This is a genomic window from Leclercia sp. LSNIH3 (assembly GCF_002935105.1).
Lineage (GTDB): Bacteria > Pseudomonadota > Gammaproteobacteria > Enterobacterales > Enterobacteriaceae > Enterobacter > Enterobacter adecarboxylatus.
The window spans coordinates 1,300,129-1,322,038 of record NZ_CP026387.1 but is presented as its reverse complement, the minus strand read 5'-3'; the positions used below and the strand labels follow the sequence as shown (position 1 = coordinate 1,322,038).

Here is a 21,910-nt window from a genome sequence, read left to right as displayed (position 1 = left end):
CATTCACTTCGGAGGTTTATCTGATGAAGTATGTCGATGGTTTTGTGGTTGCCGTTCCCGCGAATAATAAGGAGGCTTATCGCGAGATGGCCGCGAAAGCCGCGCCGCTGTTTAAAGAATTTGGCGCGCTTCGCATCGTAGAGTGTTGGGCAGATGATGTCCCCGACGGCAAATTAACGGACTTTCGCCTGGCGGTGAAGGCGGAAGAGAACGAAGAAGTGGTCTTCAGCTGGATCGAATATCCTTCCAGAGAGGTTCGCGATGAAGCAAACCGGAAGATGATGAACGATCCCAGAATGAAAGCGTTTGGCGACGCAATGCCGTTCGACGGCAAGCGTATGATTTATGGCGGCTTCTCGCCGCTGCTGGATGAATAATTATAATGCCCGGCGGTACACTCCGCCGGGCGCTAGTTGTGTGATTCCGGATCGAGATTGTTGTCTGCCCACTGAATAAAGGCCTCTTTCGGCAGCGCTTTACTGAAAAACCAGCCCTGGCCGTACTGCACACCGTGGCGGCGAAGCCATGCCAGCTGGCCCTCGGTTTCAATCCCTTCCGCTACCATATCGAGATTCAGCGACCTGGCCATCTCAATGATATGTGACGTCACATTCTTGTATTCCAGCGCGTCCACGAAAGATTTATCGATTTTCAGGGTATCGACATCCAGATCCTGCAGGTAGCTGAGGCTGGAATAGCCAGTGCCAAAATCGTCGATATAGACAGCGTGCCCAGCACGGCGGAAGCTGGCGATGGCGGGTGCGCTGACGGTAGGATCGGCAAACCCCCGCTCGGTAAGCTCAAGCGCAATCTGAGACGGGTGGAGCTTCCATTGATTCAGAAGACGGCTCAGCAGCGGGAGTACGCTACCCGATATCAAATCGGCCGGGGCAAGGTTAATCGAGATATGGTGGCCAGGATGCTGGCGCAACCACTCGCCCATCTCTTCAAATACCTTTTCAATGATCAGAGTCGTTAGCGAGTTTGTCAGGCCAGTTTGCTCTGCCAGCGAAACAAAAATATCAGGTGACAGGTAACTGCCGTCCGGCTGTGGCCAGCGGGCAAGCGCTTCTGCACCGGTTAATCTGCCGCTGTTTAATGCAACAATTGGCTGGAAATGCACCTGAATCTCCCGGGCATTGATGGCATCCAGCAGGCGATGCCGGGGCGATTGCAGGCGGCGTAACACGCGCAATATAAACCAGGCCGTCAGCAAGCTGATCAAAATGCCAAAAGGCAGCCAAAAATAAAGCTGGTGATGCCAGCTCTCTTTTAACGGTTTCAGGGACGCCCACGTCACAATGGCAAAACCCAGGTCGGGCACATTGTGCACGTTATACATCGCACCGTTATGTTGAAAATGCATGCTGTTAGTCCGCTGCATTTCGTTGAACACCTGCATATCCAGGCTGTTGCTGCTGGCGAAAACGATATTGCGCCGGATCCCGACCAGGGCAACGTCGATCGGCCAGGAGCCAAAGGGGATCACGTCGATCAGCGAGCCCGGGTCGATCATTACGATATAATGCCCTGTGCCAATAGCGGCCATATAGCGATTAACATTTAAATCGTTGTGCGAAGTCACCCAGGCCCGATAGCCATCGGGGGTGATCCGCAGTGCGGGTGGAAAAGAGGGAGTCTGGCTCTCTTGTTCCAGCGAAGAGCAGCGTGGCTTGAGATCGTCAACGTAGAGCATTTCCTGAATATAACGCCAGGAGAATGCGGTGCGGCGCATCATCAGCGTATGTTCGCGACTACAGGGGATCCCTTTGAAGGACTGCATTTCGTTTAACGCAGATTTGGCCTGAGTAATCACTCGGTCGGTACGGATCTGGACGCGGGAAGCGTAGCTGTTCAGGTCCTCAACAAACTTATCTTCCGCATTACTGTGTGCCAGCCAGACGCTGAGGCAGACAGGAACAAGCACTGCAATAACGAGTACGCAGGTCACCACACTAACCAGGTGTCGGGTTGTCATGCTCCTGTTTCCTTTTTATTACGCCGGGCGAGGGGCGCACAAGTCGATGACATTAAAACGGAAAGCCACGCTGCATTGTAGTGTTATAGCACGCCCCTGCCATTGATTTCATTTAGCAACCGGGCGCACGAATAAAAATATTTTAGGCGAGATTAACGAAGGGCGAAGAGTTGAGGAGGCGCTTATCCGTCGTGGGTTGTTTTTGCACCTCCACTCGGATATGCTAATTGTTATGTTATAACAATTCACTTCGATAAGGGTAAATATGCAGGTCCTCAATTCATTGCGCAGTGCTAAAAAACGTCATAAAGATTGCCTGATCGTTAAACGCAAAGGTCGGCTGTATGTGATATGCAAATCCAATCCGCGGTTCAAGGCCGTGCAGGGACGTAAGAAGAAACGGTAGAGCAGGACAGCAGGCTTGCCGCTTACAGCGAGGCTATAGGCGGCAGGCCGGGACAGGCTTCAGGCAGATACGCGGGAAAGGGTAAAGACGTCGTAGAAAGAGAGTTCGCCTTTAGTGGCGATCATTTTTTGCAGTTTCTCTTTTTGTTGTGACTCAACCTGGGGGGAGTGCAGGATGCTCTCGATCAGCTGGTTGGGCACATAGCGCGTGTTGTACCACTCACCGTTGTAGCAGACGCGAAAATCGAGCACATCAATATCTTCGTAGCGGTAGCGCGGATTAACGTCAAAAAAGAAGAAGGCGTTAAAGACGACGAATAATACCACCAGTAGCCAGACGGAACCGATCAGCGTCTCCGATTGCAGCATCACCACCAGCGTTGCCAGCCAGGCGGCGTACATGGCGATAAACAGACCCGGGTGTTTGCGAATAAAGCTGATGCTAAAGCGCGGTCTGTTGTCACGCTTTTCTCGAACATTGAGGTCATCAATGGTTTCGGTAAGCAGGCGTTGTATCTCGGTCATCTTCTGCCCTTTCTCAAATCACTTAAAACGGGGATCTGTATATTTTAAGTGACCACAATGTTTGTGGATAGTAACAGTTAGGCTAAGAAAAAACATAACAGTTGCCAGAAAAGGGCGGGTTAGATAAAGCGGTTAGTCTGTTCAGTACGAGGCAGCGTCTCCGTTGGGCGATAACGGTCGCCCATACGGGTGAGGAACTCATGCTGGTGGTAGAAAGCAGTGTTTAAACGTCTAATGCAGTGTGATGCTCTTCGGCGTGTGAATCACCCAATCAGCGTACAAACTTCCACACGGCTGTCGGGATTTTATCATACAGCTTATTCATAGTGAGTTCAGCCAGACGATGATCGGCTGCAGAATAGAATACTGCTAACTCATTATCAGAAAGCTCGTATTTATTTTTCTCAATCACACGTTCAAGGGTGTCAATTGACTGACAGCGTCGCAAACGCATCAAATAATCTGTCTTGGTTAAGGGTTTATCAGACATAAAGTCACCTAATTGTTTGTAATAATTTTAACTGGCGAAGCTAACGGGTTAGCCTTGCTTGCATTGACAAAACAACGAAAAAGCCGATTGCCCGATTTACGCCATTTTTGCAAATCCTGTGCATTAATGCCGTAGCTGCTGAATAACATAAAAGTGTCATCCAGGTATTCGTCAATTTGCTCAATCAACTTATTATCTTCGTTATACTTAATTTTATAATTAAGCGCGAAGGTTGCTATATGCTCAATCAACTCGTTTAACTGCAAATTAATGGCAGAAGTAGGGTCATTGACCCAGCCATGGTTGCTTTCATCGAGATTGGAAAGGCAGTCATGGTACAGGGATTCACAAAGGAATTTCAACTGTGCAATATCTTGCCTTTTAGGCGAGTATTCGTCCATAGCGCATCCCCTTTTTGAGTGATTTTTTACTCACCGAACATCGTTGTCGGGAAGGGTACAACTGACTTAGCGTCAACGACTACTGTATGCGTCTTACCATTAACTATAATCTACTCTGATTAGGATTTCACCGCGCTATTACGAAAAATTACAATTACGCCGGAGGGTAAAGGTTTAGGCAGACGCTCTGTTATATATTGTTTTTCCAGTTGCCCCCGGTCTCTTATCTCCCGACTCGATGTTAAGACCATTTCAAAAGCGCTATTACGCGCCATCGTAAACAAAAAACACCAGGAATACTCTTAATAACTAAGAAGCAACGCAAGAAAGTGAGAATTTGTGTAAGAGGATTAGGTTAAATATGAGAAGTGGTTTAAAGGTGACATAAAATATATAAATCGCCAATAAGCTTATTTTATGATTTTCAATTGCCAAAAAAAAGGCCGCATTAGCGGCCTTTTTAACTGTTAACAGCACATTCCGGGTGGTCTTACACCGAATGTTTGTGTTCGACGTCTTCAGATTTACGGCTGAAACGACGACGTACCACCACAAAGAAGACCGGAACAAAGAAGATGGCCAGTACGGTTGCGGTGACCATCCCGCCCATTACGCCAGTACCTACGGCGTTCTGCGAACCGGAGCCTGCACCCGAGCTGATTACCAGCGGCATAACCCCGAGGATAAATGCCAGGGAGGTCATCAGAATCGGACGCAGACGCATACGCACCGCTTCCAGCGTGGCTTCGATAAGCCCTTTGCCCTCTTTATCCATCAGATCCTTGGCGAATTCCACGATAAGTATCGCGTTCTTCGCCGACAAGCCAATGGTTGTTAGCAGGCCCACCTGGAAGTACACGTCGTTACCCAGCCCACGGAACGTGGCCGCCAACAGGGCACCAATAACCCCCAGTGGCACAACCAGCATAACCGAGAACGGAATCGACCAGCTTTCATACAGCGCTGCCAGACACAGGAATACCACAATCAGCGAGATGGCATACAGGGCAGGAGCCTGGTTGCCGGACAGGCGTTCCTGATAGGACATGCCCGTCCAGTCGTAGCCGATGCCTGCTGGCAGTTTTTGCGCCAGCTCTTCCATCAGGTTCATGGCCTCACCGGTACTTCTACCCGGTGCCGCCTGACCCAGGATCTCCATTGATGGCAGACCGTTGTAACGTTCCAGACGCGGCGAGCCGTATTCCCAGCGTGAAGTGGAGAAGGCGGCGAATGGCACCATCTGTCCGTCACTGCCGCGAACGTACCAGTTGTTGATATCGTTCGGCAACATACGGTACTGCGCTTCAGACATCACGTACACTTTCTTCACACGACCGCGGTCGATGAAGTCGTTGACGTAGCTACCGCCCCAGGCCGCGCCCAGTGTGGTATTGATGTCACTGATAGAAACGCCCAGCGCCTGTGCTTTTTCCTGATCGATATCCACTTTGAACTGAGGCGTATCTTCCAGACCGTTCGGACGCACGCCTACCAGCAGCTCAGGATGCTTGGCAACTTCACCAAACAACTGGTTACGCGCCTGAGTCAGTTTTTCATGGCCCAGACCGCCCTGGTCGATAAGCTGGAAGTCAAAGCCGGTTGCCGTACCCAGCTCGACGATCGCAGGCAGGTTAAAGGCAAAGACCATCGCATCTTTAATCTGCGAGAAGGTGCCCATCGCGCGGCCAGTAATGGCTTCAACCTTGTTCTCTTTGCCCGGACGTTCAGCCCAGTCTTTCAGAGAAACGAAGGCAATACCGGTGTTCTGGCCACGACCCGCAAAGCCGAAGCCGTTAACCGCAAACACCGATTCAACGTTGGCTTTCTCTTTGGTGAGGTAGTAATTAGTCACCTCATCCAGCACTTTCTGGGTACGTTCCTGAGATGCACCCGCTGGCAACTGGGCCATGGTCAGGAAGACACCCTGGTCTTCGTCCGGCAGGAAGGAGCTTGGCAGACGAACGAACAGGTACGCCATACCCACCACGATTATGATATAGAGCAGCAGATAACGACCGGTGCTGCGCAGGATATTGCCTACGCTGTCGGTGTAGTGGTGCGTACTCTTATCGAACATCCGGTTAAACCAGCCGAAGAAGCCTTTTTTGTTCTCGCCGTGATCGCCTTTGGCCACTGGTTTCAGCATGGTGGCGCACAGTGCAGGGGTCAGGATCAACGCAACCAGTACCGACAGGGCCATTGCCGAGACGATAGTGATCGAGAACTGACGATAAATCGCACCGGTAGAACCCCCGAAGAAGGCCATCGGGATAAATACCGCCGACAACACCATGGCGATACCGACCAGCGCGCCCTGGATCTGACCCATCGATTTACGGGTAGCTTCCTTCGGCGGCAGTCCTTCTTCGGACATGACACGCTCGACGTTTTCTACCACGACGATGGCGTCATCCACGAGCAGGCCTATCGCCAGCACCATCCCGAACATCGTCAGGGTGTTTATCGAGAAGCCAAAGGCCGAGAGGATCGCAAACGTCCCCAACAGAACGACCGGCACGGCGATGGTTGGAATCAGCGTCGCACGGAAGTTTTGCAGGAACAGGTACATCACGATGAACACCAGGATAATCGCTTCGACCAGCGTTTTGATTACCTCGTGAATGGAGATTTTCACGAATGGCGTGGTGTCATACGGGTAAACGATTTTCAGGCCTGACGGGAAGAAAGGTTCCATTTTCTTCAGTTCGGCACGGATCGCGGTAGCGGTATCCAGGGCGTTAGCGCCAGTCGCCAGCTTAATCCCCAGGCCGGATGCCGGCTGGCCGTTAAACTTGGCGATAACGTCATAGTTTTCACCGCCCAGCTCTACCTTCGCCACATCACGCAGGCGAACCTGGGAACCGTCCGGGTTCACTTTCAGCAGAATTTTACTGAATTCATCTGCCGAGGTCAGACGGGTCTGCGCGATGATTGAGGCGTTCAGCTGCTGGCCTTTCACCGGCGGCGTGCCGCCTAACTGACCGGCTGCCACCTGGGCGTTCTGCGCTTTAATCGCGGTGATCACGTCAACTGGCGTCAACTGGAAGTTGTTCAGTTTGTTCGGATCCATCCAGATACGCATCGCGTACTGAGAACCGAACAGCTGCACGTCACCCACGCCTGAAGTACGGCTGATGGCATCCTTCATGTTGGCGCCCACGTAGTCGGAGATATCCTCCTGCGTCATGGTGCCGTTGGTGTTGATAACGCCGACAACCATCAGGAAGCTGCTGGAGGATTTCTCCACGCTCACACCCTGCTGTTGTACTTCTTGCGGCAGTAACGGCATCGCCAGCTGCAGTTTGTTCTGCACCTGAACCTGAGCGATGTCCGCATCCGTACCGGATTCGAAGGTCAGCGTGATCTGCACCGTACCGGTGGAGTCACTGTTGGAGGACATGTACATCAGGTTATCGATACCGTTCATGTTCTGTTCGATAACCTGAGTTACGGTGTCCTGCACCGTTTTGGCATCAGCCCCTGGGTAGGTTGCGGCGATTGAAATTGCTGGCGGCGCAATAGTTGGATATTGCGCGACAGGCAGCTTCAGGATCGCAAGTCCCCCGGCTAGCATGATGATTATGGCGATCACCCACGCAAAAATGGGGCGATCGATAAAGAAATTAGGCATGTCTTAACGGCTCCTGTTTAAGTTAAGACTTAGGTTGTTCTGACTGGCCGCCTGCGGAGGCTTGTTGTTGATTGTCAGACGTGACCTCTTGCGCTTTAACCTGGGCGCCCGGGCGAACTTTTTGTAAACCGGTAATGATGACGCGATCGCCATCTTTCAGACCTTCGGTAACCAGCCATTTGTCGCCAATTGCCTGGGTTGCGGTGATCTGGCGGACTTCAACTTTGTCTTCAGCGCCAATGACCATTGCACTGGCATCGCCGCGCGGCGTACGGGTCACACCCTGCTGTGGAACCAGCAGTGCGGTTGGGTTAGTCCCTTCTTCCAGGCTTGCGCGAACAAACATACCTGGTAACAGCGTATGGTTCGGGTTCGGGAAGATGGCGCGCAGGGTGATAGAACCGGTGGTCTGATCGACCGTCACGTCAGAAAACTCGAGGCTGCCGGCCTGTGGGAACTTAATGCCGTCGTTAGTGACCAGCTCCACTTTCGCTTTGCCATTTTCCTGCTTCAGGGTGCCGTTCTCCAGCTCCTGTTTCAGACGCAGGAAATCATTGCTCGACTGGGTAACATCGACATAGATCGGGTCAAGCTGCTGCACAGTGGCCAGTGCGGTAGTCTGGCCATTCTGCACCAGGGCACCTTCGGTCACTGCCGATTTACCAATGCGGCCGCTGATAGGCGACGTCACTTTGGTATAAGCCAGGTTAATACGTGCGGTTTCAACGGCGGCTTTCGCAGCGGTAACGGCAGCGTTTGCCTGCTGAGCATCGGCCTGGGCGCTATCAAATTCCTGTTGGCTGATGTACTGAGTGCCAATCAGTTTCTGATAACGGCTGACGGTCAGCTGGGCAATTTTTGCCGCAGCCTGGGCTTTAGCCAGATCGCCTTTTGCACTTTCGTAATTAGCCTGATAGGTAGCGGGATCAATCTGATACAGAGATTCACCGGCTTTAACATCGCCGCCTTCCGTAAAATTACGTTTCAGGATGATGCCACTCACCTGTGGACGCACTTCAGCAATGCGGTAAGCGCTGGTTCGGCCGGGTAATTCTGTTTTTATCTGGAGAGGTTCGGATTTGAGCGTCACGACGCCAACTTCTGGCACCTGCTGAGCCCCTTGTTGAGCCTGTTTTTCGTCACATCCTGTAAGCGCTAAGCTGCCTGAGAGCATCAGAACGATCGCCAGAGGCGTTAACCCTCTGTTTTTGTTCATATGTAAACCTCGAGTTTCCGATTTCAAATTGATCAATGGATCACGCGTCCACAAACCCATTGCTGCGTTTATATTATCGTCGTGCTATGGTACATACATTCATAAATGTATGTAAATCTGACTCCTGTAAATTCACCTGGGTATGGCACGAAAAACCAAACAACAAGCACTTGCGACACGCCAGCACATCCTTGATGTAGCTTTGCGCTTGTTTTCGCAACAGGGTGTTTCTTCCACTTCGCTGGCACAGATTGCTCAGGCGGCGGGAGTAACCCGTGGAGCGATTTACTGGCATTTCAAAAATAAGTCAGATTTATTTGGTGAAATTTGGGAGCTTTCAGAATCCAATATTGGGGATCTCGAGACTGAGTATCAGGCAAAATTCCCCGACGATCCACTCTCAGTTTTAAGAGAGATTCTGGTCTATATCCTTGAGGCTACAGTTATAGAAGAACGCCGCCGCCTGATGATGGAGATTATCTTCCACAAATGCGAGTTTGTCGGGGAAATGGCGGTAGTGCAACAGGCACAGCGCAGTCTTTGTCTGGAGAGTTACGATCGTATTGAACAGAGCCTATTGCATTGTATTAAAGCCCACATGTTACCTGCCAATTTATTAACCCGCCGCGCCGCCATCCTGATGCGCAGCTATATTTCCGGCCTGATGGAAAACTGGCTTTTTGCTCCCCAGTCTTTTGATCTGCAACGTGAAGCCCGTGATTATGTGGAAATCCTGCTGGAGATGTACCAGTTCTGCCCTACGCTGCGCGCGCAGCCAGACTCGCTCCATGCCTGATCCCAGGAATTGTCCGGGAGCCACGCGTTGATGCTATTTTGCACCCGATTGCCGTGATATTCTTCACGCCGGTCTTTTTGGTATTCATCACACGAATTACACATAACTATGTTGCACTACACACGCAAACAGCATCCCATCTTTGCTTTTATTCTGGTTTTCTTTCTCTCGTTGATGGCTTCACCGGCTGCGTTTGCGCGTGCCGATAATAGCAGCGACATGCCTACCCGGGCAGATGTGCAGAGCCAGCTTGATGCCCTGAGCAAACAGAAAGAGCTTACTCCGCAGGACAAGCTGGTCCAGCAGGATCTGACGGAAACCCTGGAGACCCTCGACAAGCTCGAGCGGGTCAAAGCGGAAACTACGCAGTTACGCCAGAAGGTGGCGCAAGCGCCTGAGATGATGCGTAAGGCGACCGAGAGCCTTAACGCGCTGAGTGATGTCGATAACGATGCGGAAACCCGCAAAACGCTGGCGACCTTGTCGCTGCGTCAGCTGGAACTGCGCGTGGCGCAACTGCTCGACGATTTACAAACCGCACAAAACGATCTCGCCACTTACAATAGCCAACTGGTTTCCCTGCAAACCCAGCCGGAGCGCGTGCAGAATGCGATGTATTCGGCATCTCAGCAGTTGCAGCAGATCCGCAATCGCCTGAACGGCACCTCTGCGGGCGAAGCGGCGTTACGCCCCACGCAGCAAACCTTACTCCTGACGCAGCAGCAGCTGCTCAATGCCCAGATCGAACAGCAGCGTAAGAGTCTGGAAGGTAACACCGTGCTGCAGGATACCCTGCAAAAACAGCGCGACTATGTTACCGCCAACATTAACCGTCTGGAGCATCAGCTACAGCTGTTGCAGGAAGCGGTCAACAGCAAGCGACTCACCCTGACGGAGAAAACCGCGCAGGAAGCCGTTAACCCGGACGAAACCGCGCGTATCCAGGAAAACCCGCTGGTGAAACAAGAGCTGGATGCCAACCATCAGCTCAGCCAGCGCTTGATAACGGCCACTGAAAACGGCAACTCGCTGGTTCAGCGGAACATCAAAGTCAAAAACTGGCTGGATCGCGCCCTGCAGTCTGAGCGCAACATCAAAGAGCAGATCGCCGTCCTGAAAGGCAGCCTGCTGCTGTCGCGTATCCTCTATCAGCAGCAGCAGACTTTACCCTCCGCCGATGAACTGGAGGACATGACCAACCGCATTGCGGATTTGCGTCTCGAACAGTTCGAGGTCAACCAGCAGCGCGATGCGCTGTTCCAGAGCGATGCCTTCGTCGCCAAAGTGGAAGAGGGGCACAGCAGCGACGTCAACGCTGAAGTCCACGATGCGTTGCTGCAGGTGGTAGACATGCGCCGCGAGCTGCTCGATCAGCTGAATAAACAGCTGGGTAATCAGCTGATGATGGCCATTAACCTGCAGATCAACCAGCAGCAGTTGGTGAGCGTATCCAAAAGCCTGCAGGAGATCCTCACCCAGCAGATCTTCTGGGTAAACAGCAACAAACCGATGGACTGGGACTGGATCAAATCCTTCCCGGGGATGCTGAAAGACCAGATCAAAGGAATGAAAATCACCGTTAACTGGGAAAAAGCCGGTCCGGCGGTGGCCTTTGCCTTCCTTGCGGGTCTGCCGCTGTTGCTGATTGCCGGGTTGATCCGCTGGCGTCTCGGCTGGCTGAAAAAGTACCAGGCGAAACTGGCGAATGAAGTAGGGCAATTGCGTAATGACAGCCAGCTTCATACCCCGAAAGCCATTCTTATCGATCTGATCCGCGCTCTGCCGGTCTGCCTGTTAATTCTGGCGGCGGGGCTGATCCTGCTCACCATGCAGCTCAACATCAGCGATCTGCTGTGGGCCTTCAGTAAAAAACTGGCGCTGTTCTGGCTGGTGTTTGGCCTGTGCTGGAAAGTGCTGGAAAAAGACGGCGTGGCGGTGAATCACTTTAATATGCCTGCCCAGCTCACCAGCCACTGGCGACGCCAGATCGTGCGGGTGAGCCTCGCGCTGTTGCCACTGCACTTCTGGTCGGTGGTGGCGGAACTCTCTCCGCTGCATCTGATGGATGACGTGCTGGGGCAGTTCGTTATTCTGCTTAACCTGCTGGTGATCGCCATCCTTATGTGGCCGATGTGCCGCGACAGCTGGCGCGATAAAGAGTCCCATTCCATTCGCCTGGCGACGGTCACCGTGCTGTCCATTATCCCGGTGGCGCTGATGGTGCTCACGGCTACCGGTTATTTCTATACCACCCTGCGTCTGTCGGGCCGCTGGATTGAAACCGTCTATCTGGTGATCCTCTGGAACCTGCTGTATCAGACCGTCCTGCGCGGGTTGAGCGTGGCCGCCCGTCGTATCGCCTATCGCCGCGCCCTGGCGCGTCGGCAGAATATGGTAAAAGAGGGAGCCGAAGGCGCGGAGCCGCAGGAGGAGCCGACCATCGCCCTCGAGCAGGTCAACCAGCAGACGTTGCGCATTACCATGCTGGTGATGATCGCTCTGTTCGGCGTGATGTTCTGGGCCATCTGGTCTGATTTAATTACCGTCTTTGCCTATCTCGACAGCATTACCCTGTGGCACTACAGCGGCACTGAAGCCGGTGCGGCAGTGGTGAAAAACGTCACCATGGGCAGCCTGCTGTTTGCATTGGTTTCGGCGGTAGTGGCCTGGGCCTTGATCCGCAACCTGCCAGGCCTGCTGGAAGTGCTGGTACTCTCGCGCCTGAATATGCGCCAGGGGGCCTCCTACGCCATCACCACCATTCTGAACTATGTGATTCTGGTGGCGGGCGCGATGACCGTCTTCGGTTCGCTCGGGGTCTCGTGGGACAAACTGCAGTGGCTGGCGGCGGCTCTGTCGGTAGGTCTTGGGTTCGGTTTACAGGAGATCTTTGGTAACTTCGTTTCAGGTCTGATTATCCTGTTCGAGCGCCCGGTGCGCATCGGCGATACGGTGACCATCGGCACCTTCTCGGGAACGGTCAGCAAGATCCGTATTCGTGCCACCACTATTACGGATTTCGATCGTAAAGAGGTGATCATCCCGAACAAAGCCTTCGTGACCGAGCGGTTGATCAACTGGTCGCTCTCCGACACCATCACCCGCGTGGTGATCAGTCTGGGCGTGGCTTACGGTTCCGATCTGGATACGGTGAAAAAAGTGCTGTTGAAAGCGGCGATGGATCATCCGAAAGTGATGCACGATCCTGAGCCGGCCGTGTTCTTTACCACCTTCGGCCCGAGTACGCTGAATCATGAACTGCGTCTGTACGTGCGTGAACTGCGTGACCGCAGCTACACCGTGGATGAACTGAACCGCACCATTGAGCGTCTGTGCCGTGAGAACAACATCAACATCGCGTTCAACCAGCTTGAAGTGCATCTGCGCAATGAGAAGGGCGACGAGCACACAGAAGTGAAACGTGAAGTGAAGGGGGATGACCCAACACCGGCATGATTTTCTTAAGGGGAGGGCGGATCAGATTCCCTCTCCCTTTGGAATAAGGTTAGGGTGAGGGGGAAGCGGCGTCGATTTTCCCCTCAAAATCCCGCTTCACAATCTCCAGCGCCTTCAGCACCGTCTCGGCCGGGATGTCATGATTTTCCAGCAACATGATCAGATCAACCGCCAGCTTTATTTCATCGGGGGCGTTTTCCAGTGACACACACTACTCCTGTTAACGGGTCAGACGCGCAATCACGCGCTCAATATCATCCAGTGCCTTGCGACAGCGTTCAAGCCGCCCCTCAAGCGCAGTAATTTCGCGCATCAGTATCTGCTGCTCTTCCAGCGTTTCGGCCTGGTTCAGCCGCGCCTCGCGTTCAGACTTCATTTCACACAGCCGCCGCTCAAACTCCTGATGCTCCAGCCGCTTGCGCTGCCATTTTGTCGCACCGGCAGAAGCACTGTCCCAGACCCGTAAAGGCCAGGCGGCAATCTCCCTGTGCAGGGCGGCGATCTGCTCCGCCAGATGGGTGGCCAGCCAGTTGACCTGCTCCGTTTGCGCCTTCTCTACCGCATGACCCAATTCATCAAGATTGGCCTGAGCTTCATCAAGATAATCTTTCATCACTGTGCTGCGGGTACGAAACAGCTGCCGGTCAAAGCGCGGTTTTAGCGTAGCGTGCTGCATCAGGGGGGCGGCCTGCGTACGCAGGGACGTCAGCTGATTTTGCAGCGTCTGTAAAAGCAAGGCTGTTTTCAATCCGCTCTCCAGTGGTACAGTAGCCGTTCAGTTTGATAACGAATCGCATTATGCAGCGTACTATTTTAATCATCATTGGCTGGCTAGCGGTAGTGCTCGGCACGCTGGGCGTCGTTTTGCCCATTCTGCCAACCACCCCCTTTATATTACTGGCAGCCTGGTGCTTCGCCCGTTCTTCTCCGCGTTTTCACCAATGGCTGCTGTACCGCTCATGGTTTGGCGGCTATCTGCGCCACTGGCAACAGTACCGCGCCATGCCGCCCGGCGCGAAGCCGCGGGCCATTGCGGTGATCCTCGTCACCTTCGCCATTTCATTATGGATGGTAAAAATTATGTGGGTGCGGATCCTGCTGTTGGCTATCCTCGCGTGCCTGCTGATTTTCATGTGGCGGATGCCCGTAGTTGATGGAAAGCAACAAAAGCAATAATCCTCAGACTGGCTGTTGCAATTCTTGTGCGCAGCCAGTAAATTCGACCGTTTTCGAGCACGGGCAGGCTTGGTCAAAGGTTAAGCAATTGTTATTTTGACCGACCATCTCTCCGCTCCGTGAGTAACACCGTTTTCATCAGGCATCCATTTATGACCGCAACTGCGCAGCAGCTTGAATACCTTAAAAACAGCATCAAAAGTATCCAGGACTATCCAAAACCTGGCATTCTTTTCCGTGATGTCACCAGCTTGCTGGAAGACCCGAAAGCGTACGCCCTCAGCATTGAATTGCTGGTCGAGCGTTACAAAAACGCCGGGATCACCAAAGTTGTCGGCACCGAAGCCCGCGGTTTCCTGTTTGGCGCCCCGGTTGCGCTGGCAATGGGCGTTGGTTTTGTGCCGGTGCGTAAGCCGCGCAAACTGCCACGCGAAACCATCGCTGAGAGCTACGAGCTTGAGTACGGTACCGACCAGCTTGAGATCCATGTTGATGCGATCAAGCCTGGCGACAAAGTGCTGGTGGTTGACGATCTGCTGGCAACCGGTGGCACCATTGAGGCGACCGTGAAGCTGATCCGTCGTCTGGGTGGCGAAGTGACCGATGCGGCCTTCATCATCAACCTGTTCGATCTGGGTGGCGAACAGCGCCTGGAAAAACAGGGCATCACCAGCTACAGCCTCGTGCCTTTCCCGGGACATTAATCCTCCCGCCCGCAACCTCGCCCAACGGGTGAGGTTGTGTTAGCATTACCCCCTGATTATCCACCTTCCAGCGTTGCAGAGCCTGCCCATGAGTTATCAGGTGTTAGCCCGTAAATGGCGACCCCAAACCTTTGCTGACGTTGTCGGCCAGGAACATGTGCTGACCGCCCTGGCGAACGGCTTATCGCTAGGACGTATCCATCACGCCTATCTTTTTTCCGGCACCCGCGGCGTCGGTAAAACATCTATTGCCCGTTTACTGGCGAAAGGCCTCAACTGCGAAAGCGGGATCACCGCCACGCCGTGCGGCGTCTGCGACAACTGCCGTGAAATCGAGCAGGGGCGCTTTGTCGATCTGATTGAGATCGATGCCGCCTCGCGCACGAAAGTTGAAGATACCCGCGATCTGCTGGATAACGTCCAGTACGCCCCGGCGCGCGGCCGCTTCAAGGTCTATCTGATCGATGAAGTGCACATGCTGTCGCGCCACAGCTTTAACGCCCTGCTGAAGACGCTGGAAGAGCCGCCTGCACACGTCAAGTTCCTGCTGGCGACCACCGATCCGCAAAAGCTGCCGGTGACCATCTTATCCCGCTGCCTGCAGTTCCATCTGAAGGCGTTGGACGTCGGGCAGATCCGCGATCAGCTTGAACATATTCTGAATGAAGAGCAGGTGACGCACGAACCGCGTGCCCTGCAGCTGCTGGCGCGTGCCGCTGACGGCAGCCTGCGCGATGCGCTCAGCCTCACCGATCAGGCCATTGCCAGCGGTGATGGGCAGCTGACGACGCTTGCGGTCAGCACCATGCTCGGCACCCTGGACGACGATCAGGCCCTGTCGCTGATTGAGGCGGTGGTCGAGGCCAACGGCGAGCAAGTGATGGCGTTAGTCAACGCCTCAGCGGCGCGCGGCATCGAGTGGGAAGCCCTGCTGGTTGAGATGCTTAGCCTGCTGCACCGCATTGCGATGATACAGCTCTCCCCGGCTGCGCTGGGGCCGGACATGGCCGCGATTGAGCAGCGCATGCGCGAACTGGCGCGTACTATCCCGCCAACCGACGTGCAGCTCTACTATCAAACCCTGTTAATTGGTCGCAAAGAGCTGCCTTTTGCACCGGATCGCCGCATGGGCGTGGAAATGACCCTGCTGCGCGCGCTGGCGTTCCATCCGCGAATGCCGCTGCCGGAACCCGAGGTGCCGCAACCCTCTTTCGCGCCGGTCGCCCCTACGGCAGTGATGACGCCGCCGCAGGTTCCCGTGCAGCAGAGTGCACCGCCACTGCCGCGCCACGATGTGCCGCTGTCGGATGCTACCAGTTCGGTACTCGCCGCCCGCAATCAGTTGCAACGCGCGCAGGGAGCAACCAAGCCAAAAAAGAGTGAACCGGCAGCGCCTGCAAGAGCGCGGCCGGTAAATAACGCCGCGCTTGAACGTCTGGCCTCGGTCTCGGAGCGCGTGCAGTCGCGTTCTACCTCGGTCACGTCTGAGCCACAGGCTCCGGCAAAGAAAGAGGCCTATCGCTGGAAAGCGACCACCGTCACCGAAGAGGTGAAGGTGGAAGTCGCCACGCCGAAAGCGCTGAAAAAGGCGCTGGAGCACGAGAAAACCCCGGAACTGGCCGCTAAGCTTGCCGGGGAGTCGCTGGAGCGTGATGCCTGGGCGGCTGAGGTCAGTCAGTTAAAACTGCCCAAGCTGGTGGAGCAGGTTGCCCTGAATGCCTGGCGTGAACAGGACGGCAACCGGATCTGCCTGCATCTGCGTTCAGGCCAGCGCCATCTGAACTCAGCAAGTGCCCAACAGGTCCTGACTGAGGCGCTCTCCACATTACAGGGTGCGCCTGTTGAATTGACCATCATTGAAGATGATAATCCGGCGGTGCGAACGCCGCTGGAGTGGCGTCAGGCCATCTATGAAGAGAAACTCGCGCAGGCGCGTGAGTCGATTATCGCGGATAATAACATTCAGACCCTGCAGCGTTACTTTGATGCAGAACTGGATGAAGAGAGTATTCGACCCATTTGATCGTGAGTCTGACTTACGGTTGTTATCTTTAACGTGAAAGAAGAGAGAAGCCTATGTTTGGTGGTAAAGGCGGTCTGGGTGGTCTGATGAAGCAGGCCCAGCAGATGCAGGAAAAAATGCAGAAGATGCAGGAAGAGATCGCACAGATGGAAGTGACTGGCGAATCTGGCGCAGGTCTGGTCAAAGTGACCATCAACGGTGCGCATAACTGCCGTCGCGTGGAGATCGACCCAAGCCTGCTCGAAGACGACAAAGACATGCTGGAAGATCTGGTCGCCGCTGCATTTAACGATGCTGCGCGCCGTATCGACGAAACCCAGAAAGAAAAAATGGCCTCTGTATCCTCTGGAATGCAGCTGCCACCGGGCTTTAAGATGCCGTTCTGATGCAAACCAGTCCGCTGCTCACGCAGCTAATGGAAGCGCTACGCTGCCTGCCGGGCGTAGGCCCGAAGTCAGCGCAGCGCATGGCGTTTACCCTGCTGCAGCGCGATCGTAGCGGCGGCATGCGTCTGGCGCAGGCGTTGACCCGCGCCATGTCAGAAATCGGACACTGTGCAGACTGCCGCACCTTTACCGAGCAGGAAGTGTGTAACATCTGCGCCAATCCGCGCCGTCAGGAAAACGGTCAGATCTGCGTGGTGGAGAGTCCTGCGGACATCTACGCCATCGAACAGACCGGGCAGTTTTCTGGCCGCTATTTTGTGCTGATGGGCCACCTGTCGCCGCTGGATGGTATCGGCCCGGATGATATTGGTCTGGACCGTCTGGAACAGCGTCTGAAATCGGAAACGATCAACGAGGTGATCCTCGCCACCAACCCAACGGTGGAAGGGGAGGCAACGGCCAACTACATCGCGGAACTGTGCGCGGAGTCAGGCGTCGAAGCCAGCCGTATCGCCCACGGCGTACCGGTGGGCGGCGAGCTGGAGATGGTGGACGGCACCACGCTGTCACACTCTCTGGCCGGTCGTCACAAGATTATTTTCTGACCAAACGGAGGCTGCAGCCGTGGCCTCCGCTTGAAAACCTTCCTCGCTATCCCCATCTCTCCCTCAACGCTTTTAAACCCCATTAAATGGCATTGTTGAGGTCGACTTAGTATGAAAGGACAAGAAACCCGCGGTTTCCAGTCAGAAGTAAAACAACTTCTGCATCTGATGATCCATTCTCTTTATTCCAATAAAGAAATCTTCCTGCGTGAGCTTATCTCTAACGCCTCTGATGCGGCAGACAAGCTGCGTTTCCGTGCACTCTCGAAGCCAGAGCTGTATGAAGGTGACGGCGAACTGCGCGTGCGCGTCTCGTTTGATAAAGAGAACCGCACCCTGACCATCGCGGATAATGGCATCGGCATGACCCGCGATGAAGCCATTGACCATCTCGGTACTATCGCGAAATCCGGCACCAAAGCCTTCCTGCAGTCCATGGGTTCCGATCAGGCTAAAGACAGCCAGTTGATCGGCCAGTTCGGCGTGGGCTTCTATTCGGCGTTCATCGTGGCGGATAAAGTCACCGTACGCACCCGTGCGGCAGGCGAGAGCGCTGAAAACGGCGTCTTCTGGGAATCCCACGGTGAAGGCGAATACACCGTAGCCGACATCACCAAAGCCGATCGCGGCACCGAGATCACCCTGCACCTGCGCGAAGGGGAAGACGATTTCCTCAACGACTGGCGCGTGCGCTCCATCATCAGCAAATATTCTGACCATATCGCTCTGCCGGTTGAGATCGAAAAACGGGAAGAACAGGACGGCGAAACCGTTATTTCCTGGGAGAAGATCAACAAGGCGCAGGCGCTGTGGACGCGTAACAAGTCTGAGATCAAAGACGAAGAATACACCGAGTTCTACAAGCACATCGCCCACGACTTTACCGATCCGCTGACCTGGAGCCACAACCGCGTGGAAGGGAAGCAGGAGTACACCAGCCTGCTGTACATCCCGGCGCAGGCGCCGTGGGATATGTGGAACCGCGATCACAAGCACGGCCTGAAGCTGTACGTGCAGCGCGTGTTCATCATGGACGAAGCCGAGCAGTTCATGCCGAACTACCTGCGCTTTGTGCGTGGCCTGATTGATTCCAACGATCTGCCGCTGAACGTCTCCCGTGAGATCCTGCAGGACAGCACCGTGACCCGCAATCTGCGCACCGCTTTGAGCAAACGCGCCCTGCAGATGCTGGACAAGCTGGCGAAAGACGACGCAGAAAAATACCAGACCTTCTGGAAACAGTTCGGCCTGGTACTGAAAGAAGGCCCGGCGGAAGATTCCTCCAACGTCGAAGCCATTGCCAAGCTGCTGCGCTTTGCCTCCACGCATACCGACTCCTCCGAGCAGACCGTGTCGCTGGAAGAGTACATCTCCCGTATGAAGGAAGGGCAGGAGAAGATCTACTACATCACCGCCGACAGCTATGCCGCGGCGAAGAGCAGCCCGCACCTCGAGCTGCTGCGTAAGAAAGGCATCGAAGTGCTGCTGCTTTCCGATCGCATCGATGAGTGGATGATGAACTACCTGACCGAGTTCAGCGGTAAAGCGTTCCAGTCCGTGGCGAAAGCCGATGAGTCCATCGACAAGCTGGCGGATGAAGTGGACGAAACCGCGAAAGAGGCGGAAAAAGCGCTGGAGCCATTTGTTGAGCGTGTGAAAACCCATCTGGGCGATCGCGTGAAAGAGGTGCGCTTCACACACCGTCTGACCGATACGCCAGCCATCGTCACCACCGAAGCCGATGAGATGAGCACCCAGATGGCGAAGCTGTTCGCTGCTGCGGGCCAGAGCGTACCGGAAGTGAAGTACATCTTTGAACTCAACCCGGATCACGCGCTGGTGAAACGCGCGGCAGACACCCAGGACGACGCCCGCTTTGCCGAGTGGGTTGAACTGCTGCTGGATCAGTCCCTGCTGGCCGAGCGAGGCACGCTGGAAGATCCAAACCAGTTCATCAAGCGCGTCAATGCGTTGCTGCTGGCGTAATTAAACGTCTGCCCCTCTCCCTAACCCTCTCCCCAAAGGGGAGAGGGGACTACAATGCCCTCTCCCCTTTGGGGAGAGGGCAGGGTGAGGGGAAATCCCCTGCCCTCTGTCAAATTATCTCCCTCGTTAACCGTTTCAGCCTTCCCGCCTTCCTTGAGCCACGTCCGTTCTGATGGTATTGTTTAGCGCTTTTTGAAAAATTGAACCAACTTTTGAGGGGATTTTCGCAATGCGTATTATTCTGCTTGGCGCTCCGGGCGCGGGTAAAGGAACTCAGGCTCAGTTCATCATGGAGAAATACGGTATTCCGCAAATCTCTACGGGTGACATGCTGCGTGCCGCTGTTAAATCTGGCTCCGAGCTGGGCAAACAGGCGAAAGACATTATGGACGCCGGCAAACTGGTAACCGATGAGCTGGTTATTGCTCTGGTTAAAGAACGCATTACTCAGGAAGATTGCCGCAACGGTTTCCTGCTGGACGGCTTCCCACGTACCATTCCTCAGGCTGATGCCATGAAAGAAGCGGGCATCAACGTGGATTACGTGCTGGAGTTCGACGTACCGGACGAACTGATCGTGGACCGTATCATCGGTCGTCGCGTACACGCCGCTTCCGGCCGCGTTTACCACGTGAAATTCAATCCACCGCAGGTGGAAGGTAAAGACGACGTGACCGGCGAAGAGCTGACCACCCGTAAAGACGATCAGGAAGAGACCGTGCGTAAGCGCCTGGTGGAATACCATCAGATGACCGCGCCACTGATCGGCTACTACTCTCAGGAAGCGCAGGCGGGTAACACCAAATACGCTAAAGTTGACGGCACCAAGCCTGTCGCTGAAGTTCGTGCAGAGCTGGAAAAAATCCTCGGCTAATCGCACACCATCACCCAGTCATTCGGGTTGTATCGCGGCGGCACGTACGCGAATCCCAGTCATTCAGATAACGCTGTGACTGGGGTAAGGGTACGCAGCCAACGCAGAGGCAGCCTGAAGGATGTCGTGACTCTCACCCGGGTCCCCGGGTGAGAAAAATTCTCATCTTATCTATCGCAGCAATGGGTTCCGTTTACGCGCTTTTCAGATACACTTATCAGCCTGTTATAAGGTTATGAGGCGTGAATGAGTCAGGCGAAAACCGGCATCCTGCTTGCCAATTTAGGTACCCCCGAAGCCCCCACCCCCGCAGCGGTCAGCCGTTATCTGCGTCAGTTTCTGAGTGATACGCGCGTTGTGGATACCCCGCGCCTGCTATGGTGGCCATTACTGCGTGGCGTGATCCTGCCGATCCGTTCGCCGCGTGTGGCTAAGCTCTATCAGTCCGTCTGGATGGAAGAGGGGTCGCCGCTGATGGTCTACAGCCGTCGCCAGGAGAAGGCGCTGGCTGCCCGTCTGCCGGATATTCCGGTTGCGCTGGGGATGAGCTACGGTAAACCGTCGCTGGAAAGCGCCGTCACGGAGCTGCTGGCGCAGGGCGTGGACCATATCGTGGTGCTGGCGCTCTATCCGCAATACTCCTGCTCCACCGTCGCCGCGGTCTGGGACGAGCTGGCGCGCATTCTGGCGACCCGACGTCGTATTCCTTCCGTGACCTTTATTCGCGATTACGCGGATAACGAAATGTATATCAACGCCCTTGCCAGCAGCGCACGCGCGTCCTTTGCAAAACACGGCGAGCCGGATCTGCTGCTGCTTTCCTATCACGGTATCCCGCAGCGATTCGCCGATGAAGGTGACGATTATCCGCAGCGCTGCCGCGATACCACGCGTGAGCTGGTGTCCGCCCTGGGCCTGCCGCCGGAAAAGGTGATGATGACCTTCCAGTCGCGCTTTGGCCGCGAGCCGTGGCTGACCCCTTATACGGATGAAACCCTCAAAATGTTGGGCGAGAAAGGCGTGAAGCATATCCAGGTCATGTCGCCGGGCTTTGCGGCCGACTGTCTGGAAACCCTGGAGGAAATTGCGGTACAAAACCGCGAGTTCTTCCTCGAAGCGGGCGGAACGAAGTACGAGTACATTCCGGCGCTGAACGACGACCCAGAACACATCGAGATGATGGTGTCGCTGGTGACTAACAGCCGCTGATCGCGTTAAAGGCCGGGATTGTGCTACCATTTCCGGCCCATCCGTTACT

20 protein-coding genes and 1 other annotated feature are annotated in these 21,910 nt (G+C 54.6%); of the genes, 12 read left to right on the top strand and 8 right to left on the bottom strand.

Annotation, left to right across the window (positions count from 1 at the left end; translation table 11 throughout):
- The first annotated feature begins 23 nt into the window (after positions 1-23).
- A complete protein-coding gene (locus tag C3F35_RS06435; protein ID WP_059308601.1) occupies positions 24-377 on the top strand; it encodes a DUF1428 domain-containing protein in 354 nt (117 codons plus the stop codon).
- A gap of 32 nt (positions 378-409) precedes the next feature.
- Here the strand turns inward: C3F35_RS06435 and C3F35_RS06430 are convergent, their stop codons facing one another.
- A complete protein-coding gene (locus C3F35_RS06430) occupies positions 410-1,978 on the bottom strand; it encodes an EAL domain-containing protein (RefSeq protein ID WP_103791840.1) in 1,569 nt (522 codons plus the stop codon).
- Positions 1,979-2,243: 265 nt separating this feature from the next.
- On the opposite strand from C3F35_RS06430, the gene ykgO reads away from it, so the two are divergent.
- The gene (gene ykgO, locus C3F35_RS06425) at positions 2,244-2,384 is read left to right on the top strand and encodes a type B 50S ribosomal protein L36 (RefSeq protein WP_103791841.1); all 141 of its coding nucleotides are present in this window, start codon (positions 2,244-2,246) and stop codon (positions 2,382-2,384) included.
- A gap of 59 nt (positions 2,385-2,443) precedes the next feature.
- Here the strand turns inward: ykgO and C3F35_RS06420 are convergent, their stop codons facing one another.
- The 5 genes from C3F35_RS06420 to acrA form a co-directional block, all read right to left on the bottom strand.
- Complete coding sequence (locus C3F35_RS06420) at positions 2,444-2,908, bottom strand: YlaC family protein (RefSeq protein WP_032616863.1); 465 nt, start codon at positions 2,906-2,908, stop codon at positions 2,444-2,446.
- A 271-nt stretch (positions 2,909-3,179) separates the two neighbouring features.
- Positions 3,180-3,398 carry an HHA domain-containing protein gene (locus C3F35_RS06415; protein WP_032616864.1) on the bottom strand — a complete coding sequence of 73 codons (219 nt, stop codon included), beginning with the start codon at positions 3,396-3,398 and terminating at the stop codon, positions 3,180-3,182.
- A gap of 8 nt (positions 3,399-3,406) precedes the next feature.
- Complete coding sequence (tomB, locus tag C3F35_RS06410; protein WP_032616865.1) at positions 3,407-3,799, bottom strand: Hha toxicity modulator TomB; 393 nt, start codon at positions 3,797-3,799, stop codon at positions 3,407-3,409.
- Positions 3,800-4,289: 490 nt separating this feature from the next.
- On the bottom strand, positions 4,290-7,430 hold the full coding sequence (gene acrB, locus C3F35_RS06405) for a multidrug efflux RND transporter permease subunit AcrB (protein ID WP_103791842.1): 3,141 nt from the start codon (positions 7,428-7,430) through the stop codon (positions 4,290-4,292).
- A 22-nt stretch (positions 7,431-7,452) separates the two neighbouring features.
- Positions 7,453-8,646, bottom strand: coding sequence for a multidrug efflux RND transporter periplasmic adaptor subunit AcrA (gene acrA, locus C3F35_RS06400; RefSeq protein ID WP_032616867.1), 1,194 nt, complete (start codon positions 8,644-8,646; stop codon positions 7,453-7,455).
- Positions 8,647-8,788: 142 nt separating this feature from the next.
- Between acrA and acrR the strand changes: the two genes are divergently transcribed.
- Positions 8,789-9,442, top strand: a complete 654-nt coding sequence (gene acrR, locus C3F35_RS06395; RefSeq protein ID WP_103791843.1) for a multidrug efflux transporter transcriptional repressor AcrR — start codon at positions 8,789-8,791, stop codon at positions 9,440-9,442.
- A 108-nt stretch (positions 9,443-9,550) separates the two neighbouring features.
- The gene (gene mscK / locus C3F35_RS06390; protein ID WP_103791844.1) at positions 9,551-12,898 is read left to right on the top strand and encodes a mechanosensitive channel MscK; all 3,348 of its coding nucleotides are present in this window, start codon (positions 9,551-9,553) and stop codon (positions 12,896-12,898) included.
- Between the two features lie 49 nt (positions 12,899-12,947).
- Here the strand turns inward: mscK and rsmS are convergent, their stop codons facing one another.
- Positions 12,948-13,106, bottom strand: coding sequence for a pleiotropic regulatory protein RsmS (gene rsmS / locus C3F35_RS06385; RefSeq protein WP_032616870.1), 159 nt, complete (start codon positions 13,104-13,106; stop codon positions 12,948-12,950).
- 12 nt (positions 13,107-13,118) lie between these two features.
- Positions 13,119-13,646, bottom strand: coding sequence for a primosomal replication protein N'' (priC, locus tag C3F35_RS06380; RefSeq protein WP_077226233.1), 528 nt, complete (start codon positions 13,644-13,646; stop codon positions 13,119-13,121).
- A gap of 50 nt (positions 13,647-13,696) precedes the next feature.
- Here priC and C3F35_RS06375 point away from each other — a divergent pair, with 50 nt between their 5' ends.
- The 8 genes from C3F35_RS06375 to hemH all read left to right on the top strand — a co-directional run bounded on the left by C3F35_RS06375 (position 13,697) and on the right by hemH (position 21,861).
- Positions 13,697-14,074, top strand: a complete 378-nt coding sequence (locus C3F35_RS06375; RefSeq protein ID WP_032616872.1) for a DUF454 family protein — start codon at positions 13,697-13,699, stop codon at positions 14,072-14,074.
- A gap of 152 nt (positions 14,075-14,226) precedes the next feature.
- Positions 14,227-14,778: an adenine phosphoribosyltransferase gene (apt, locus tag C3F35_RS06370; RefSeq protein ID WP_000127359.1), complete on the top strand. Its 552-nt coding sequence runs from the start codon at positions 14,227-14,229 to the stop codon at positions 14,776-14,778.
- Positions 14,779-14,866: 88 nt separating this feature from the next.
- Complete coding sequence (gene dnaX / locus C3F35_RS06365; RefSeq protein ID WP_059308596.1) at positions 14,867-16,801, top strand: DNA polymerase III subunit gamma/tau; 1,935 nt, start codon at positions 14,867-14,869, stop codon at positions 16,799-16,801.
- Positions 16,131-16,195: a sequence feature (DnaX frameshifting element), on the top strand. Its footprint overlaps the gene before it by 65 nt.
- A gap of 53 nt (positions 16,802-16,854) precedes the next feature.
- Complete coding sequence (locus tag C3F35_RS06360) at positions 16,855-17,187, top strand: YbaB/EbfC family nucleoid-associated protein (protein ID WP_032616874.1); 333 nt, start codon at positions 16,855-16,857, stop codon at positions 17,185-17,187.
- Positions 17,187-17,792, top strand: a complete 606-nt coding sequence (gene recR / locus C3F35_RS06355; RefSeq protein WP_032616875.1) for a recombination mediator RecR — start codon at positions 17,187-17,189, stop codon at positions 17,790-17,792. Before C3F35_RS06360 ends, recR begins: the two co-directional genes overlap by 1 nt.
- Before the next feature lie 111 nt (positions 17,793-17,903).
- Positions 17,904-19,778: a molecular chaperone HtpG gene (htpG, locus tag C3F35_RS06350; protein WP_032616876.1), complete on the top strand. Its 1,875-nt coding sequence runs from the start codon at positions 17,904-17,906 to the stop codon at positions 19,776-19,778.
- A gap of 229 nt (positions 19,779-20,007) precedes the next feature.
- Positions 20,008-20,652 carry an adenylate kinase gene (gene adk / locus C3F35_RS06345; RefSeq protein ID WP_032616878.1) on the top strand — a complete coding sequence of 215 codons (645 nt, stop codon included), beginning with the start codon at positions 20,008-20,010 and terminating at the stop codon, positions 20,650-20,652.
- A 246-nt stretch (positions 20,653-20,898) separates the two neighbouring features.
- Complete coding sequence (gene hemH, locus C3F35_RS06340; protein WP_032616879.1) at positions 20,899-21,861, top strand: ferrochelatase; 963 nt, start codon at positions 20,899-20,901, stop codon at positions 21,859-21,861.
- Positions 21,862-21,910 lie beyond the last annotated feature (49 nt).

What these genes read in the sequence shown, in the direction of transcription:
- C3F35_RS06435 (WP_059308601.1), top strand. Translation starts at nt 24, where the DNA reads ATGAAGTATGTCGATGGTTTTGTGGTTGCCGTTCCCGCGAATAATAAG.
- C3F35_RS06430 (WP_103791840.1), bottom strand. Translation starts at nt 1,978, where the DNA reads ATGACAACCCGACACCTGGTTAGTGTGGTGACCTGCGTACTCGTTATT.
- ykgO (WP_103791841.1), top strand. Translation starts at nt 2,244, where the DNA reads ATGCAGGTCCTCAATTCATTGCGCAGTGCTAAAAAACGTCATAAAGAT.
- C3F35_RS06420 (WP_032616863.1), bottom strand. Translation starts at nt 2,908, where the DNA reads ATGACCGAGATACAACGCCTGCTTACCGAAACCATTGATGACCTCAAT.
- C3F35_RS06415 (WP_032616864.1), bottom strand. Translation starts at nt 3,398, where the DNA reads ATGTCTGATAAACCCTTAACCAAGACAGATTATTTGATGCGTTTGCGA.
- tomB (WP_032616865.1), bottom strand. Translation starts at nt 3,799, where the DNA reads ATGGACGAATACTCGCCTAAAAGGCAAGATATTGCACAGTTGAAATTC.
- acrB (WP_103791842.1), bottom strand. Translation starts at nt 7,430, where the DNA reads ATGCCTAATTTCTTTATCGATCGCCCCATTTTTGCGTGGGTGATCGCC.
- acrA (WP_032616867.1), bottom strand. Translation starts at nt 8,646, where the DNA reads ATGAACAAAAACAGAGGGTTAACGCCTCTGGCGATCGTTCTGATGCTC.
- acrR (WP_103791843.1), top strand. Translation starts at nt 8,789, where the DNA reads ATGGCACGAAAAACCAAACAACAAGCACTTGCGACACGCCAGCACATC.
- mscK (WP_103791844.1), top strand. Translation starts at nt 9,551, where the DNA reads ATGTTGCACTACACACGCAAACAGCATCCCATCTTTGCTTTTATTCTG.
- C3F35_RS06375 (WP_032616872.1), top strand. Translation starts at nt 13,697, where the DNA reads ATGCAGCGTACTATTTTAATCATCATTGGCTGGCTAGCGGTAGTGCTC.
- apt (WP_000127359.1), top strand. Translation starts at nt 14,227, where the DNA reads ATGACCGCAACTGCGCAGCAGCTTGAATACCTTAAAAACAGCATCAAA.
- dnaX (WP_059308596.1), top strand. Translation starts at nt 14,867, where the DNA reads ATGAGTTATCAGGTGTTAGCCCGTAAATGGCGACCCCAAACCTTTGCT.
- C3F35_RS06360 (WP_032616874.1), top strand. Translation starts at nt 16,855, where the DNA reads ATGTTTGGTGGTAAAGGCGGTCTGGGTGGTCTGATGAAGCAGGCCCAG.
- recR (WP_032616875.1), top strand. Translation starts at nt 17,187, where the DNA reads ATGCAAACCAGTCCGCTGCTCACGCAGCTAATGGAAGCGCTACGCTGC.
- htpG (WP_032616876.1), top strand. Translation starts at nt 17,904, where the DNA reads ATGAAAGGACAAGAAACCCGCGGTTTCCAGTCAGAAGTAAAACAACTT.
- adk (WP_032616878.1), top strand. Translation starts at nt 20,008, where the DNA reads ATGCGTATTATTCTGCTTGGCGCTCCGGGCGCGGGTAAAGGAACTCAG.
- hemH (WP_032616879.1), top strand. Translation starts at nt 20,899, where the DNA reads ATGAGTCAGGCGAAAACCGGCATCCTGCTTGCCAATTTAGGTACCCCC.